Annotated in this window: 12 protein-coding genes; 9 read left to right on the top strand and 3 right to left on the bottom strand. The window is 53.1% G+C overall.

Annotation, left to right across the window (positions count from 1 at the left end; genetic code table 11):
* Positions 1-8: 8 nt before the first annotated feature.
* Positions 9-1,613 (bottom strand): DUF3300 domain-containing protein, encoded by a 1,605-nt coding sequence (locus OGX89_RS03090; protein ID WP_126956880.1) that lies wholly within the window; start codon positions 1,611-1,613, stop codon positions 9-11.
* Positions 1,614-2,061: 448 nt separating this feature from the next.
* On the opposite strand from OGX89_RS03090, the gene acnB reads away from it, so the two are divergent.
* Both acnB and yacL read left to right on the top strand, forming a co-directional pair.
* Complete coding sequence (gene acnB / locus OGX89_RS03085; RefSeq protein ID WP_003829483.1) at positions 2,062-4,659, top strand: bifunctional aconitate hydratase 2/2-methylisocitrate dehydratase; 2,598 nt, start codon at positions 2,062-2,064, stop codon at positions 4,657-4,659.
* Between the two features lie 174 nt (positions 4,660-4,833).
* Positions 4,834-5,196 carry a protein YacL gene (yacL, locus tag OGX89_RS03080; protein ID WP_003018670.1) on the top strand — a complete coding sequence of 121 codons (363 nt, stop codon included), beginning with the start codon at positions 4,834-4,836 and terminating at the stop codon, positions 5,194-5,196.
* A gap of 33 nt (positions 5,197-5,229) precedes the next feature.
* Here yacL and OGX89_RS03075 read toward each other — a convergent pair whose 3' ends face one another.
* The gene (locus OGX89_RS03075; RefSeq protein WP_286559905.1) at positions 5,230-5,577 is read right to left on the bottom strand and encodes a YacC family pilotin-like protein; all 348 of its coding nucleotides are present in this window, start codon (positions 5,575-5,577) and stop codon (positions 5,230-5,232) included.
* 153 nt (positions 5,578-5,730) lie between these two features.
* Between OGX89_RS03075 and cueO the strand changes: the two genes are divergently transcribed.
* From cueO to hpt, 3 genes are all read left to right on the top strand, one after another.
* The gene (gene cueO, locus OGX89_RS03070) at positions 5,731-7,350 is read left to right on the top strand and encodes a multicopper oxidase CueO (RefSeq protein WP_063941118.1); all 1,620 of its coding nucleotides are present in this window, start codon (positions 5,731-5,733) and stop codon (positions 7,348-7,350) included.
* A gap of 184 nt (positions 7,351-7,534) precedes the next feature.
* A complete protein-coding gene (gene tcp, locus OGX89_RS03065) occupies positions 7,535-9,190 on the top strand; it encodes a methyl-accepting chemotaxis citrate transducer (RefSeq protein ID WP_063941119.1) in 1,656 nt (551 codons plus the stop codon).
* 251 nt (positions 9,191-9,441) lie between these two features.
* A complete protein-coding gene (gene hpt / locus OGX89_RS03060) occupies positions 9,442-9,978 on the top strand; it encodes a hypoxanthine phosphoribosyltransferase (RefSeq protein WP_003018658.1) in 537 nt (178 codons plus the stop codon).
* Between the two features lie 93 nt (positions 9,979-10,071).
* On the opposite strand, the gene can is transcribed toward hpt, so the two are convergent.
* Positions 10,072-10,734 carry a carbonate dehydratase gene (gene can, locus OGX89_RS03055; protein ID WP_003018654.1) on the bottom strand — a complete coding sequence of 221 codons (663 nt, stop codon included), beginning with the start codon at positions 10,732-10,734 and terminating at the stop codon, positions 10,072-10,074.
* A gap of 108 nt (positions 10,735-10,842) precedes the next feature.
* On the opposite strand from can, the gene OGX89_RS03050 reads away from it, so the two are divergent.
* The 4 genes from OGX89_RS03050 (at position 10,843) to OGX89_RS03035 (ending at position 14,371) form a co-directional block, all read left to right on the top strand.
* On the top strand, positions 10,843-11,769 hold the full coding sequence (locus OGX89_RS03050; protein WP_003829469.1) for an ABC transporter ATP-binding protein: 927 nt from the start codon (positions 10,843-10,845) through the stop codon (positions 11,767-11,769).
* On the top strand, positions 11,766-12,536 hold the full coding sequence (locus tag OGX89_RS03045; RefSeq protein WP_003829467.1) for an ABC transporter permease: 771 nt from the start codon (positions 11,766-11,768) through the stop codon (positions 12,534-12,536). The genes OGX89_RS03050 and OGX89_RS03045 overlap by 4 nt, the downstream gene beginning before the upstream one ends.
* 103 nt (positions 12,537-12,639) lie before the next feature.
* Entirely contained in the window at positions 12,640-13,080 is a 441-nt protein-coding gene (locus OGX89_RS03040) for a PTS sugar transporter subunit IIA (protein WP_126956878.1), read from the top strand.
* Between the two features lie 61 nt (positions 13,081-13,141).
* Entirely contained in the window at positions 13,142-14,371 is a 1,230-nt protein-coding gene (locus OGX89_RS03035) for a polysaccharide deacetylase family protein (protein ID WP_126956876.1), read from the top strand.

The raw sequence follows: 14,371 nt of genomic DNA, 5'->3' as shown, positions 1-14,371 counted from the left end.
TGGTTCCCTTAACGATGACGGAATTCACGGTGCTCAGCACGCCCGCCAGAAGGCTGGCGCGATGGCTGATTACGGGCGACCTGCCGGCTCTGGGCACCTCGCTGTTGCTGTGCCTGCCAGTTGGCGGAGCGACTGTCGTTACCGCTCAGCGCATTAGCGCGCGGCTGACTGGTTCGCTGTTGAAGATTGCGCTGTTGCACATTGCGTTGCTGCGCCGGTTGCGTGACCCTTTTCTCCTGTCGCTGGGCGACTGCCTGACGATTCTCACGTTGCTGTGTGCTTGTCCGTTTCGCGGTTTGTGGCTTGGTATCGTAACCGCGGTAGTTATTACGCTGTGAAATTTGCTTCAGCTGTTGGCTGGACGCCTGACGCTGAGCGTCTTTCGTGCCCGAGCGCGCTGTCTGTGGGAATGTTTTCCCCGTTGATTTTTCCATTTGGCTCATCGCAGCCTGGCGCTGGCTATCACGATTGACCGGTCTTTGCTGGGTCGAACTTAAGCCCGTAGCTGTGTTAGTGGAGTGGAAGCGGTTATTGAGCTGGTTATTTGGGTATGGCACACCCTCACGATAGGCCGGGTTATGCTGCCAGGTACGGTTGGCATCTGTCAGCCGTTGCCCACTGATTTTATTGAAGTTATCAACGTTAATGTTGATGTTGTTATCACCATTACGGTTATAGCCGCCATGGTTATCCCAGTCATCATTATGATGGTGATCATCGTCGTCATCCCAGTCGATGTTGCTGAAGATGGCATAGGTTGTGGCAACACCGAGGCTGAAGCCTAAACCGTTAACGAAGCTGTTGCCAAACTGCTCGCCGGGCGTAGGCGGCAGATAAGTTGGCGGATAAGCGGTATTCGGCCAGGTACCGTAAACCGTGTTCGGGTTATAGGTAGGAACGTACACCACCTGCGGATCGGCGGATTCAATCTTGATAACCGTTGGGCTTGTTGAGGTGGTTGTGGCTGTTGTGGTCGCTGAACTGGTCGTCGACTCGCTGGTGACGGTTTTAGCTGGCGCCGCTTTGGTCACGGTAGTGACGGTCTGTTGCGGTGTTGATTGCAACGCACCGGTCTGTTGCGCCAGCGCGCGCAGACGTTGAACGGAATCCATGACGTCTTTCGGCTGTGCGAGGAAAGCATCGCCCAGACTTTGTACCCACGGCGGATTTTCACCCATCAGCGACATCAACTGAGGAAAGGCAACCAGCGATTTCACGCTGGGATCCCAGGGTTGGCTGGCAACGGCCTGAATGGCGGCATCGCCCTGCATTTTGGGATTGTCTTTTGACCACTGTGCGGCCTGGATAACGTTAGCCGGATAGGTTGAGGCCATCAAAATTTGCGACAGCAGCGAGTCTGGATAGAGCGCGATAGGCGCAACCCACTGATCGATTTGTGCTGCCGAGTAGGTTGGTGCCGCGGCGGGCGCAGTTTGCTCTACCGGGGCAGGGGCTGCTACCGGAGCTGGGGCCGGTGTTGACGGTTGCTGCGCAACGGGGGCCGGAGCAGCAGGCTCCGTTGTGCGACTTTTAACGAACATCACGCCAGAGGCGGCAAACAGCCCGGCACTGCACAAAAGGACAAGCAGATGTGGCTTAAGGGGCAACTTCATAAAATGACTCCAACGAGACAAGCGCTGTGCCGTGAGGCGTTCCTGTTGCCGCGAGTATTATTCACCCGTGTTAGACAGTTTTGACTTTTATTGGGGATTCGCCCGGTAAGTCCGGAAAAAGAGTGTGAAGATTTATTACACAATTATATCTGATGGCGGGAAAATCGCTGGAATATTCAGCCGATCGCGCTTAAAAATCAACCGTTTCAGGGAGGTTTCAGGCAGCCTAAATTGCGTTGCGCCTTGTCGCTATACCATTCTTAACGATTCAGCCAATTTTTTATGTTGCTTTTTTGTAAACGGATTAACACTTAGTGAAAATCCTGTTATTGTGCCTTATGCGGTACCGGGCATTTACCCTACTAACTACTGTCTCACAGGAGCGTGAAGAGAATCGCCCATCTACAAAAGCGCCGCATTATGACAATGAGAGCGAGGAGATATCGTCGTGCTAGAAGAATACCGTAAGCACGTAGCTGAGCGTGCTGCCCAGGGGATTGTGCCAAAACCTTTAGACGCAACCCAAATGGCTGCACTTGTCGAGCTGCTGAAGACCCCGCCTGTGGGCGAAGAAGAATTCCTGTTAGACCTGTTGATCAACCGCGTTCCTCCTGGCGTAGATGAAGCCGCTTATGTTAAAGCTGGTTTTCTCGCCGCTGTCGCGAAAGGCGACACCACCTCCCCGCTGGTTACCCCAGAAAAAGCCATTGAACTGCTGGGCACCATGCAGGGTGGCTACAACATTCATCCGCTGATCGACGCGCTGGACGACGCAAAACTGGCACCAATTGCCGCTAAAGCGCTCTCTTCAACACTGCTGATGTTCGATAACTTCTACGACGTAGAAGAAAAAGCCAAAGCGGGCAACGAATATGCGAAGCAGGTAATGCAATCCTGGGCTGATGCCGAATGGTTCCTGAACCGTCCGGCTCTGGCTGAAAAAATCACCGTTACCGTCTTCAAAGTGACGGGTGAAACCAACACCGATGACCTTTCTCCGGCACCGGATGCATGGTCTCGTCCGGATATCCCTCTGCACGCGCTGGCGATGCTGAAAAACGCCCGTGAAGGTATCGAACCGGATCAGCCGGGCGTGGTTGGCCCGATCAAACAGATCGAAGAATTGCAGAAAAAAGGTTACCCGCTGGCTTATGTGGGTGATGTTGTCGGTACCGGTTCTTCGCGTAAATCCGCAACCAACTCCGTGCTGTGGTTCATGGGTGACGACATTCCTCATGTGCCGAACAAGCGCGGCGGCGGCCTGTGCCTCGGCGGCAAAATTGCACCTATCTTCTTCAACACCATGGAAGATGCGGGCGCACTGCCGATTGAAGTGGACGTGTCGAACATGAATATGGGCGACGTGATTGACGTTTACCCGTTCAAAGGCGAAGTACGCAACCACGAAACCGGCGAACTGCTGGCAAGCTTTGAGCTGAAAACTGAAGTCCTGATCGACGAAGTTCGCGCCGGTGGCCGTATTCCGCTGATCATTGGTCGCGGCCTGACTACCAAGGCGCGCGAAGCGCTGGGTCTGCCGCACAGCGACGTATTCCGTCAGGCGAAAGACGTGGCGGAAAGCAGCCGTGGCTTCTCCCTGGCACAGAAAATGGTTGGCCGCGCCTGTGGCGTGAAAGGTATCCGTCCGGGCGCGTACTGCGAACCGAAGATGACCTCCGTCGGTTCTCAGGATACCACTGGCCCAATGACCCGTGACGAACTGAAAGACCTGGCGTGCCTGGGCTTCTCTGCTGATCTGGTGATGCAGTCCTTCTGCCACACCGCGGCCTATCCGAAGCCGGTGGACGTCAATACGCACCATACGCTGCCAGACTTCATCATGAACCGTGGTGGTGTCTCCCTGCGTCCGGGCGATGGCGTTATCCACTCCTGGCTGAACCGTATGCTGCTGCCGGATACCGTAGGTACCGGTGGTGACTCCCATACCCGTTTCCCTATCGGGATCTCCTTCCCGGCAGGTTCTGGTCTGGTGGCGTTTGCTGCGGCGACCGGCGTGATGCCGCTGGATATGCCGGAATCCGTTCTGGTGCGTTTCAAAGGCAAAATGCAGCCGGGCATCACCCTGCGCGATCTGGTTCACGCCATTCCGCTGTACGCGATCAAACAGGGTCTGCTGACCGTTGAGAAGAAAGGTAAGAAAAACATCTTCTCTGGCCGCATCCTTGAAATCGAAGGTCTGCCGGATCTCAAAGTGGAGCAGGCGTTCGAACTGACCGATGCCTCCGCTGAGCGTTCCGCTGCCGGTTGTACCATCAAGCTGAACAAAGAGCCGATCGTTGAGTATCTGAACTCTAACATCGTTCTACTGAAGTGGATGATCGCAGAAGGTTATGGCGATCGTCGTACGCTGGAACGTCGTGTGCAGGGCATGGAAAAATGGCTGGCGGATCCGCAGTTGCTGGAAGCCGACGCTGACGCAGAATACGCGGCGGTGATCGACATCGATCTGGCGGATATCAAAGAGCCAATCCTGTGTGCACCGAACGATCCGGACGATGCGCGTCTGCTGTCTGACGTACAGGGCGAGAAGATTGACGAAGTGTTCATCGGCTCCTGCATGACTAACATCGGGCACTTCCGTGCCGCTGGTAAGCTTCTGGATGCGCACAAAGGCCAGCTGCCGACGCGTCTGTGGGTGGCTCCGCCAACCCGTATGGACGCCGCTCAGCTGACTGAAGAAGGCTACTACAGCGTATTCGGTAAGAGCGGTGCGCGTATCGAAATTCCAGGCTGCTCTCTGTGCATGGGTAACCAGGCGCGTGTAGCCGACGGCGCAACGGTGGTGTCGACCTCTACCCGTAACTTCCCGAACCGTTTAGGTACCGGGGCGAACGTCTATCTGGCTTCTGCGGAGCTGGCGGCGGTTGCGGCGCTGATCGGCAAACTGCCGACGGCGGAAGAGTACCAGACCTATGTAGCGCAGGTAGATAAAACGGCCGTAGATACTTACCGTTATCTGAACTTCGACCAGCTGTCTCAGTATACCGAGAAAGCCGATGGTGTGATTTTCCAGACCGCGGTGTAATGCGCTAACGCGTTTTGTGTAAAAACACATCAATGCCCGGAGAAGTCTGCTTCTCCGGGCATTTTTATTTTTATTCCTTATACCCGCTACGCTTTTTTTCTGCCGCGCTGCTGCGATAATTACAGCAAGGCGCAATGCGGTATTGGCGCATTGCCGGGAGCAGAGGAAGACATTATGGATTACGAATTTCTGCGCGATATTACCGGAGTGGTAAAAGTGCGTATGTCCATGGGCCACGAGGTGGTGGGGCACTGGTTTAACGAAGAAGTGAAAGAAAACCTGGCCTTACTTGATGAAGTGGAACAGGCGGCGCGTGCGGTTAAGGGCAGTGAGCGCTCCTGGCAGAGAGCAGGGCATGAATACACGCTCTGGCTGGATGGCGAAGAAGTGATGGTCCGCGCTAATCAGCTGGAGTTCTCTGGCGATGAGATGGAAGAGGGGATGAGCTACTACGACGAAGAAAGTTTTTCTCTCTGTGGTGTAGAGGACTTTCTTCAGGTTGTGGCGGCATACCGCGAATTTGTGCAACAGCGTTAATTCATGCGGAGCCTGAGGGCTCCGCAAAACTATCTATTTAACGTAGGCCAGCAGGCTCAGAGAGTCACGTGCCAGCGCTTTGCATTTCTTTGCCGTCGGGATGCCGATACCGCTGAGATCGCGGTAGCTGTCTTCACCCAGCGCTTTCATATTGAAGGTGTCGTAATTACTCAGGTCCCACTGGTTTTGCTGGGCAAAAAAGACCAGTGCGCGACGAATCTGCCCATTAGGCAAATTCTGGTATCCACAGTCATTTTTCAGAAAAACAAAAACTGCCGTTAAATCGGCCATATCTTCGGCTTCGGACTCGCTGAGCGCGTAGCTATTTGCGCATACGACCATCAGGCTGCCGAACAAAACTGTTCTGAAAAACGTCTTCATTGCTTCTACCACTGCATCACGGAATTTAAACGTTAGCATACTGCGAGCGAAGCGACGACCTTTATTATTAGCCGTTCACTTGACCTTCCCGTAAGGGGAAGGCTTATGCTTAAAAGATAGCCTGCTTAAGCTGCTGAATATAAGGAAGTGATTATGCAACGTCGTGACTTTTTAAAGTACTCCGTGGCGCTGGGCGTCGCGTCAGCGTTACCTCTGTGGAGCCGGAGCGTATTTGCCGCAGACCGCCCTGCATTGCCCATTCCTGACCTGCTAACCGCGGATGCCTCAAACCGTATGCAATTGGTGGTGCAAGCCGGAAAATCGAGCTTTGCTGGTAAAACAGCGACGACGTGGGGATATAACGGCAATTTACTCGGACCTGCGGTCAAGCTGAACAAAGGGCAATCGGTGACCGTGGATATCCATAACCAGCTTGCCGAAGAGACGACGTTGCACTGGCACGGTCTGGAAATCCCCGGTGAAGTCGACGGTGGGCCGCAAGGCATTATCCCGGCGGGCGGGAAACGTTCAGTGACCTTCACGCCGGATCAGCGGGCGGCAACATGCTGGTTCCACCCGCATCAGCATGGAAAGACCGGCCGTCAGGTAGCGATGGGGCTGGCCGGACTGGTGCTGATTGAAGATGAAGAGATTCGCAAGCTGATGCTGCCTAAGCAGTGGGGCATTGATGATGTACCGGTGATTATTCAGGACAAACAGTTCTCTGCTGATGGGCAGGTTGATTATCAACTGGACATCATGACCGCCGCCGTCGGCTGGTTTGGCGATACGCTGCTGACCAATGGGGCGATTTATCCTCAGCATGCCGCACCGCGTGGCTGGTTGCGTCTACGCCTGCTGAATGGTTGTAACGCACGCTCACTGAACATTGCGGCCAGCGACAATCGTCCTTTGTACGTCATTGCCAGCGACGGTGGACTGTTGGCGGAACCGGTAAAAGTGACCGAGCTTCCTATGCTGATGGGTGAGCGCTTTGAAGTGCTGGTGGATGTCAGTGACGGCAAAGCTTTTGATCTGGTCACTCTGCCAGTCAGCCAGATGGGGATGGCGATCGCGCCATTTGATAAGCCGCACCCGGTGATGCGCGTTCAACCGTTGCTGATTACCGCTTCCGGCACGCTGCCAGATTCGCTGACATCCATGCCATCGCTGCCGTCACTGGAAGGTCTGACGGTGCGCAAGCTGCAGCTGTCGATGGATCCGATGCTCGATATGATGGGCATGCAAATGCTGATGAAGAAATACGGTGCTCAGGCCATGGCGGGTATGGATCATGGGAAGATGATGGGCCATATGAATAATGACAATATGGGCCACGGCAATATGAATCATGGCAATATGAACCACGGTGAGATGGGGAATATGCAGCATGGTGATATGGGCAACATGAAGCATGGCGGATCGTTTGATTTCCATAACGCCAACCGGATTAATGGTCAGGCGTTTGATATGAATAAACCGATGTTTGCCGCGGCGAAAGGGCAGCACGAACGCTGGGTAATTTCCGGTCAGGGCGACATGATGCTGCATCCGTTCCACATTCACGGCACGCAGTTCCGCATTTTGTCTGAGAATGGCAAAGCGCCAGCCGCACACCGCGCGGGATGGAAGGACACGGTGCGGGTAGAAGGCGGCGTGAGCGAGGTATTGGTGAAGTTTGACCACGATGCGCCAAAAGAGCATGCCTATATGGCGCACTGCCATCTGTTAGAGCATGAAGATACCGGAATGATGCTCGGCTTCACCGTCTAAATAAATCGCGCTGTGCTTATCCGGCCTGCAGAAATCTCTCGTAGGCCGGATAAAACACTGTCTCTTTACAGCGTTTCATCGCACGACTCCCTCCTCCTGCAAATTCTGCTATTGCACATAAAGTAATCGCCTTTGGAGCCGATAATCATTGGGTACCCAATGTGAGTTCAATGGATGAAATACTATGATTAAAAATGTGCGCGTTATTACCGGCATTCTTCTGGTTCTCGCCATTTTCTGTTTGCTACAGGTCGTGACAGGAAGCTTTTTTTATTCTGCGGTAAACAATGATCGCCATAATTTCCAGAACTCAGGCACCCTGAACGCCCAACAGGAAAATCTGAGTGATAGCGTCAATACGCTGATTAAAACCCGGGTAACGGTAACCCGTGTAGCAATTCGTTTCTTAAAGAACCAACGCGATCCGGCCTCATTGGCGGCAATTGATACTTTGCTAAAAACGGCGAGTGAGTCGATGAAGAAGGCTGAGGGATACTTTGCGCATTATCAGTCATTGCCGCAGGTGTCGGGGCAGAATCCGCAAATTGCATCTGAAATGGAAAAACAGTATCGGCAGATGCACGACGTGATGGCGTTATCGATAGAGTATCTGCGCGCGAATAACTATCAAGCCTATGGCGATCTTGATGCTCAGAAGGCGCAGGATGAGATGGAAGCCAGCTATGACCAGTGGCGTAACGAAAATAACGCGCTGCTTCAGCACGCGGCGGCGGAGAATCAACACAGCTTTACCCGCATGCAATGGACATTAGGGGCAATTGTCGTCGCTGTGCTCATTGTTCTGGGCATGATCTGGAGCGGGTTGCAGCATATGCTGCTTAAACCCCTGGCGCAGATTATGGAGCATATTCGCATTATTACCCGTGGTGATTTGACCCATCAACTCGACGTCCAGGGACGTAATGAAATGGGGCGTTTGGCGACGGGCTTAGATGAAATGCGACAGTCGCTGATTTCGACAGTCACGTCGGTGCGTAACAGCTCAGAAACGATTCATAGCGGTGCAGCGGAAATCTCATCAGGTAACAACGATCTGTCTTCGCGTACCGAGCAGCAGGCTGCTTCACTTGAAGAGACAGCCGCCAGCATGGAACAGCTTACCGCGACCGTGAAGCAAAATACGGACAATGCGAAACAGGCAACTCAACTGGCTAAGAATGCGTCTGATACTGCCGCACGTGGTGGACGGGTTGTTGATACTGTCGTGCATACAATGAGTGAAATTGCCGGTAGTTCACAGCAAATTGCGCAGATCACCAGCGTCATCGACAGTATTGCTTTCCAGACCAATATCCTGGCGCTCAATGCGGCGGTTGAGGCTGCCAGAGCAGGAGAGCAGGGCCGCGGATTTGCTGTTGTGGCGGGCGAAGTCCGTACCCTGGCAAGCCGTAGCGCTCAGGCAGCCAAAGAGATCAAGGCGTTGATTGATAACTCAACCCACAGCGTGGGGATGGGATCTCAGCAGGTGTCGGACGCGGGTAAAACGATGAAAGAGATTGTCGCTGCGGTTACCCGCGTGACGGACATCATGGGGGAAATCGCCTCCGCCTCGGAGGAGCAGAGTCGGGGAATTGAGCAGGTGAGTCTCGCGGTCTCGCAGATGGACAGTGTCACACAACAAAACGCCGCGCTGGTAGAGGAGTCTGCCGCCGCCGCCGCTTCGTTGGAACAACAAGCTGAACAGCTACGCCTGGCCGTGGCGGCATTTCGCATCACTCGCGATGCCTCCAACAGTGAGCATCGAAAACCACCTAAGGATACTCCACGAGCGACCTCCGCGGGGAGTTCGCCACAAGACCCACACTGGGAAACGTTTTAGCCACAGGCTGCCGTGCGCTCCTGGTGTTGATTAATAAGCGTACAAAAAACGACGCAAACGGGTTCTCCTGTGAACTATCAGAGGAACCCGCTCTCTTTACTGGTATACTTCATCAACTGAATTGTTTGTATGCTGTCGCAAGTTTTGTGGTTAGAGCGGGTCGCCGTCTGTCAGTCGGTGTATCAACGTAAGCGCTTTCTTTCGATCTGCATGATGTGTCAACTGATAAAAATCAGTGAGTTATAGGGTTTATGAAACATACTGTTGAAGTGATGATCCCGGAAGCGGAGATCAAAGCGCGTATTGCTGAACTGGGGCGCCAGATTAACGAACGTTACAAGGACAGCGGCAGCGATATGGTGCTGGTTGGTCTGTTACGTGGCTCATTTATGTTTATGGCGGATCTGTGCCGCGAAGTGCATGTCTCTCACGAAGTCGATTTCATGACGGCATCCAGCTACGGTAGCGGAATGTCTACCACGCGTGATGTTAAAATCCTGAAAGACCTGGATGAAGACATTCGTGGCAAGGACGTGCTGATTGTCGAAGACATCATCGACTCCGGCAATACGTTGTCCAAAGTGCGTGAAATTCTGAGCCTGCGCGAGCCGAAATCCCTGGCTATTTGTACGCTGCTGGACAAACCTTCTCGTCGTGAAGTGAATGTTCCGGTCGAGTTTATCGGCTTCTCAATTCCTGATGAGTTTGTGGTCGGTTACGGCATTGATTATGCGCAGCGTTATCGTCATCTGCCGTATGTTGGCAAAGTGGTGCTGCTGGACGAGTAATTGGCTGGAGCGCCTGATGGCGCTTCGCTTATCAGACCTACGGTGTAGGTTTGTAGGCCGGGTAAGGCGTCGCCGCCTCCCGGCAATGTCACATTATTTATGGTTGCTGTGTTTCTGACTCAGGTTAGATAAGCCCTGGCGATAGCGCTGCTCCAGCGTTTCGCGGCTGGTGGCGGTGACGTCCAGATCGCGCAGCAGACCGTCATGAATGCCGTATGCCCAGCCGTGAATGGTCACTTTCTGACCGCGCTTCCAGGCTGAACGCATAATGGTTGAGTGGCCCAGGTTATAGACCTGTTCCATGACATTCAGTTCGCACAGGGTGTCCATGCGACGTTCCTGCGGCATTTCGCCCAGCAGTGAGCTGTGTTTGAACCAGATATCGCGGATGTGCAGTAACCAGTTATCAATCAGCCCCTGTTCTTTATTTTCAATTGCCGCCTGGACGCCGCCGCATCCATAGTGGCCGCATATAATAATATGTTCCACTTCCAGCACATCCACCGCATACTGAACGACTGAGAGACAGTTCAGATCGGTGTGAATAACCAGATTAGCAACATTACGGTGAACAAACAGTTCACCCGGTTCAAGACCGGTTAAACGTTCAGCGGGAACGCGGCTATCGGAACATCCAATCCATAGAAAACGCGGATTCTGGGCATGCGTCAGCGTTTCAAAAAATCCGGGATCCTCTTCTACCAGCATCTTTGACCATAGTGCATTGTTGCTGATGAGTGTATCTATGTCTTTCATGGAGTTGTACGACCCGAAGCCAGATAAATTCGATGGGCTAATATAGGGTAACTCCAGCATTAATTAAACTATATATAAAATGTCAGAACGTAAGGTAAGTATAAAAACATGACCATTGCTCTGGAACTTCAACAACTTAAAAAAACCTATCCCGGTGGCGTTCAAGCGTTACGCGGCATAGATTTGCAAGTCGAAGCGGGTGATTTCTATGCGCTTTTGGGACCGAATGGCGCAGGAAAGTCCACCACCATTGGGATAATCAGCTCGTTGGTGAATAAAACCTCCGGGCGGGTGAGCGTCTTCGGGTACGATCTCGAAAAAGACACGGTTAATGCTAAACGTCAGCTTGGTCTGGTGCCGCAGGAGTTTAACTTTAACCCGTTTGAAACCGTGCAGCAGATCGTGGTCAACCAGGCGGGTTACTACGGTGTTGAGCATAAAGAAGCGGTCAAACGCAGCGAACTATATTTAAAGCAGCTCGATTTATGGGAAAAACGTAACGAGCGTGCGCGCATGCTTTCCGGCGGGATGAAACGCCGTCTGATGATTGCCCGTGCGCTGATGCACGAGCCGAAATTACTCATTCTGGATGAACCAACGGCGGGCGTCGACATTGAGTTACGTCGTTCAATGTGGGGCTTTTTAAAGGATTTAAACGACAAAGGCACCACCATTATTCTGACCACCCACTATCTCGAAGAAGCGGAAATGCTGTGTCGCAATATCGGCATTATTCAGCATGGTGAGTTGGTGGAAAATACTTCGATGAAGAGCCTGCTCTCCAAACTGAAATCCGAGACTTTTATCCTCGATCTGGCGCCGAAAAGCCCGCTGCCGAAACTGGAAGGTTATCAGTACCGGCTGGTTGACACTTCCACGCTGGAAGTGGAGGTTCTGCGTGAACAAGGGGTCAACAGCGTCTTTTCTCAGCTGAGTGCGCAGGGCATTCAGGTATTGAGTATGCGTAACAAAGCGAACCGACTGGAAGAACTGTTTGTTTCTCTGGTTCATGAAAAACAAGGAGATCGCGCATGATGCAGCTTTACTGGGTTGCGCTGAAAAGCATCTGGGCGAAAGAGATCCACCGCTTTATGCGTATCTGGGTCCAGACTTTGGTGCCTCCCGTCATCACCATGACGCTCTATTTTATTATCTTTGGTAACCTGATCGGCTCGCGTATCGGCGAAATGCATGGCTTTAGCTACATGCAGTTTATTGTGCCGGGGCTGATTATGATGGCAGTGATCACCAACTCGTACGCCAACGTGGCCTCGTCGTTCTTTAGCGCCAAGTTTCAACGCAATATTGAAGAGCTGCTGGTCGCCCCGGTGCCGACGCACGTGATTATTGCCGGTTTCGTCGGCGGCGGCGTGGCGCGTGGCCTGTGCGTAGGCATTCTGGTGACGGCTATTTCACTGTTCTTCGTGCCGTTCCAGGTGCATTCCTGGGTCTTTGTGGCGCTCACGCTGGTGCTAACGGCAGTACTGTTCTCGCTGGCCGGTTTGTTGAACGCAGTCTTTGCAAAAACCTTTGATGATATCAGCCTGATCCCCACCTTCGTGTTGACGCCGCTGACCTATTTGGGTGGCGTGTTCTATTCGTTAACGCTGCTGCCGCCGTTCTGGCAGGGACTGTCGCATCTGAACCCAATTGTCTACATGATTAGCGGCTTCCGCTACGGCTTCCTGGGTATTCATGATGTTCCGCTGGTCACCACGTTTGGCGTGCTGGTGGTGTTCATTGCGGCGTTTTACTTGCTGTGCTGGTACCTGATTCAGCGCGGACGCGGCCTGCGTAGCTAATTCTTTCTTCCTCTTCCTGGCCGGGAGAGGAAGACTTTTGATGCTTATCACCATTACCGATTTATCACCCTGATAAACTACTTGCCTGCTAAGGAGGTAGGCAATGTTAGGTTGGGTAATTACCTGTCATGACGATAAGGCACAGGATATGCTGCATCGTCTGGAGAAAAAGTACGGTCCGTTGGAGCAATGTCAGGCGGTAAGTTTCTGGCGTGGGCTCAGCTCGAATATGTTAAGCCGCATGATGTGCCATGCCCTGCATGCCACCGACTCAGGCGAGGGCGTGATCTTCCTGACGGATATGGCCGGGGCCGCGCCGTACCGCGTGGCCTCGTTAATGAGCCACAAACACCCCCAGTGTGAAGTGATTTCAGGTATCAGCTACCCATTACTTGAACGAATGGTTTCGTCGCGGGAATCGCTGAGCAGTTCTGCGTTTCGCGATTGCATCGTCGCGCTTGGCGGCCCCGAAGTCTCCAGCCTCTGGCATCAACAACAAAAAAATCCCCCCTTCGTGTTGAAGCATGATTTGTATGAGTATTAATCATTGGTATTGATGGCGCTTTTGCTACAATAACCGAGGTTTCTCGCCTCGGTTATCTCATATGGTTATGCGCGTTCTGCTTGTTGTAGTGCTCCTGTTCTCTGGCAGCGTCGCCGCGGCTTTGCCTGCTCGCTATATGCAAACCACCGAAGCGGCCGCCGTATGGGCGCAGATTGGCAATAAGATGGTGACGGTCGGGAATATTCGCGCCGGGCAGATCCTTGCCGTTGAGCCGATTGCGGCAGACTATTACGAATTTACCTTTGGCTTTGGCACCGGATTTATTGATAAGGGACATCTGGAGCCGGTTCAGGGGAGGCAGAAAGTTGACGATGGTCTGGGCGATCTCAATAAACCGCTTAGCAATCAAAGCCTGGTAACCTGGAAAGATACGCCGGTGTATAACGCTCCAGATATCGGTAGCGCCCCGTTTGGCGTGCTGGCAGATAATCTGCGCTATCCCATTATCAGTAAGCTTAAAGATCGACTCAACCAGACGTGGTTCCAGATCCGCATTGGCGGCAGGCTGGCTTATATCAGTGCTCTGGATGCGCAGGAAGACAACGGCATCCCGGTGTTAACGTATCACCATATTCTGCGCGATGAAGAGAATACCCGCTTTCGCCATACCTCCACGACGACCTCCGTACGTGCCTTCAGTAACCAGATGGCCTGGCTCCAGGACCGCGGCTACACCACATTGACGATGTATCAACTGGAAGGCTATGTACGCAACAATATGAACCTCCCGGCGCGGGCGGTGGTGCTGACGTTCGACGATGGCCTGAAGTCGGTGAGTCGTTATGCTTACCCGATTCTGAAGCAGTATGGCTTTAAAGCCACGGCGTTTATCATTAGCTCACGTATCAAGCGTCACCCGCAGAAGTGGGATCCGAAATCGCTGCAGTTTATGAGCCTTTCTGAACTGAACGAGATCCGCGACGTGTTCGACTTCCAGTCGCATACTCATTTCCTGCACCGTGTGGATGCCAATCACCGGCCAATCCTGCTGAGTCGAAGCTATCACAACATTCTGTTTGATTTTGCCCGTTCTCGCCGGGCGCTGTCCCAGTTCAATCCTCACGTCCAGTATCTTTCGTATCCGTTTGGCGGCTATAACACTACGGCGGTACAGGCGGCGAGCGACGCTGGTTTTCATCTGGCGGTGACGACGGTGAAAGGGAAGGTGAAGCCGGGGGATAATCCGTTCTTACTGAAGCGTTTGTATATTTTAAGAACGGATTCTCTCGAGACGATGGCGCGGCTGATCAGCAACCAGCCGCAGGGGTAA

This window comes from Citrobacter sp. Cpo103 (genome assembly GCF_030332605.1).
GTDB lineage: Bacteria > Pseudomonadota > Gammaproteobacteria > Enterobacterales > Enterobacteriaceae > Citrobacter > Citrobacter portucalensis.
Note: the sequence above shows the minus strand (reverse complement) of the source record. Positions and strands in the feature narration are given on the sequence as shown.

Bases quoted from the DNA above. Each gene is read 5' to 3' on its own strand.
- OGX89_RS03090 (WP_126956880.1), bottom strand. From the start codon at position 1,613: ATGAAGTTGCCCCTTAAGCCACATCTGCTTGTCCTTTTGTGCAGTGCC.
- yacL (WP_003018670.1), top strand. From the start codon at position 4,834: ATGGATTACGAATTTCTGCGCGATATTACCGGAGTGGTAAAAGTGCGT.
- OGX89_RS03075 (WP_286559905.1), bottom strand. From the start codon at position 5,577: ATGAAGACGTTTTTCAGAACAGTTTTGTTCGGCAGCCTGATGGTCGTA.
- cueO (WP_063941118.1), top strand. From the start codon at position 5,731: ATGCAACGTCGTGACTTTTTAAAGTACTCCGTGGCGCTGGGCGTCGCG.
- tcp (WP_063941119.1), top strand. From the start codon at position 7,535: ATGATTAAAAATGTGCGCGTTATTACCGGCATTCTTCTGGTTCTCGCC.
- hpt (WP_003018658.1), top strand. From the start codon at position 9,442: ATGAAACATACTGTTGAAGTGATGATCCCGGAAGCGGAGATCAAAGCG.
- can (WP_003018654.1), bottom strand. From the start codon at position 10,734: ATGAAAGACATAGATACACTCATCAGCAACAATGCACTATGGTCAAAG.
- OGX89_RS03050 (WP_003829469.1), top strand. From the start codon at position 10,843: ATGACCATTGCTCTGGAACTTCAACAACTTAAAAAAACCTATCCCGGT.
- OGX89_RS03045 (WP_003829467.1), top strand. From the start codon at position 11,766: ATGATGCAGCTTTACTGGGTTGCGCTGAAAAGCATCTGGGCGAAAGAG.
- OGX89_RS03040 (WP_126956878.1), top strand. From the start codon at position 12,640: ATGTTAGGTTGGGTAATTACCTGTCATGACGATAAGGCACAGGATATG.
- OGX89_RS03035 (WP_126956876.1), top strand. From the start codon at position 13,142: ATGGTTATGCGCGTTCTGCTTGTTGTAGTGCTCCTGTTCTCTGGCAGC.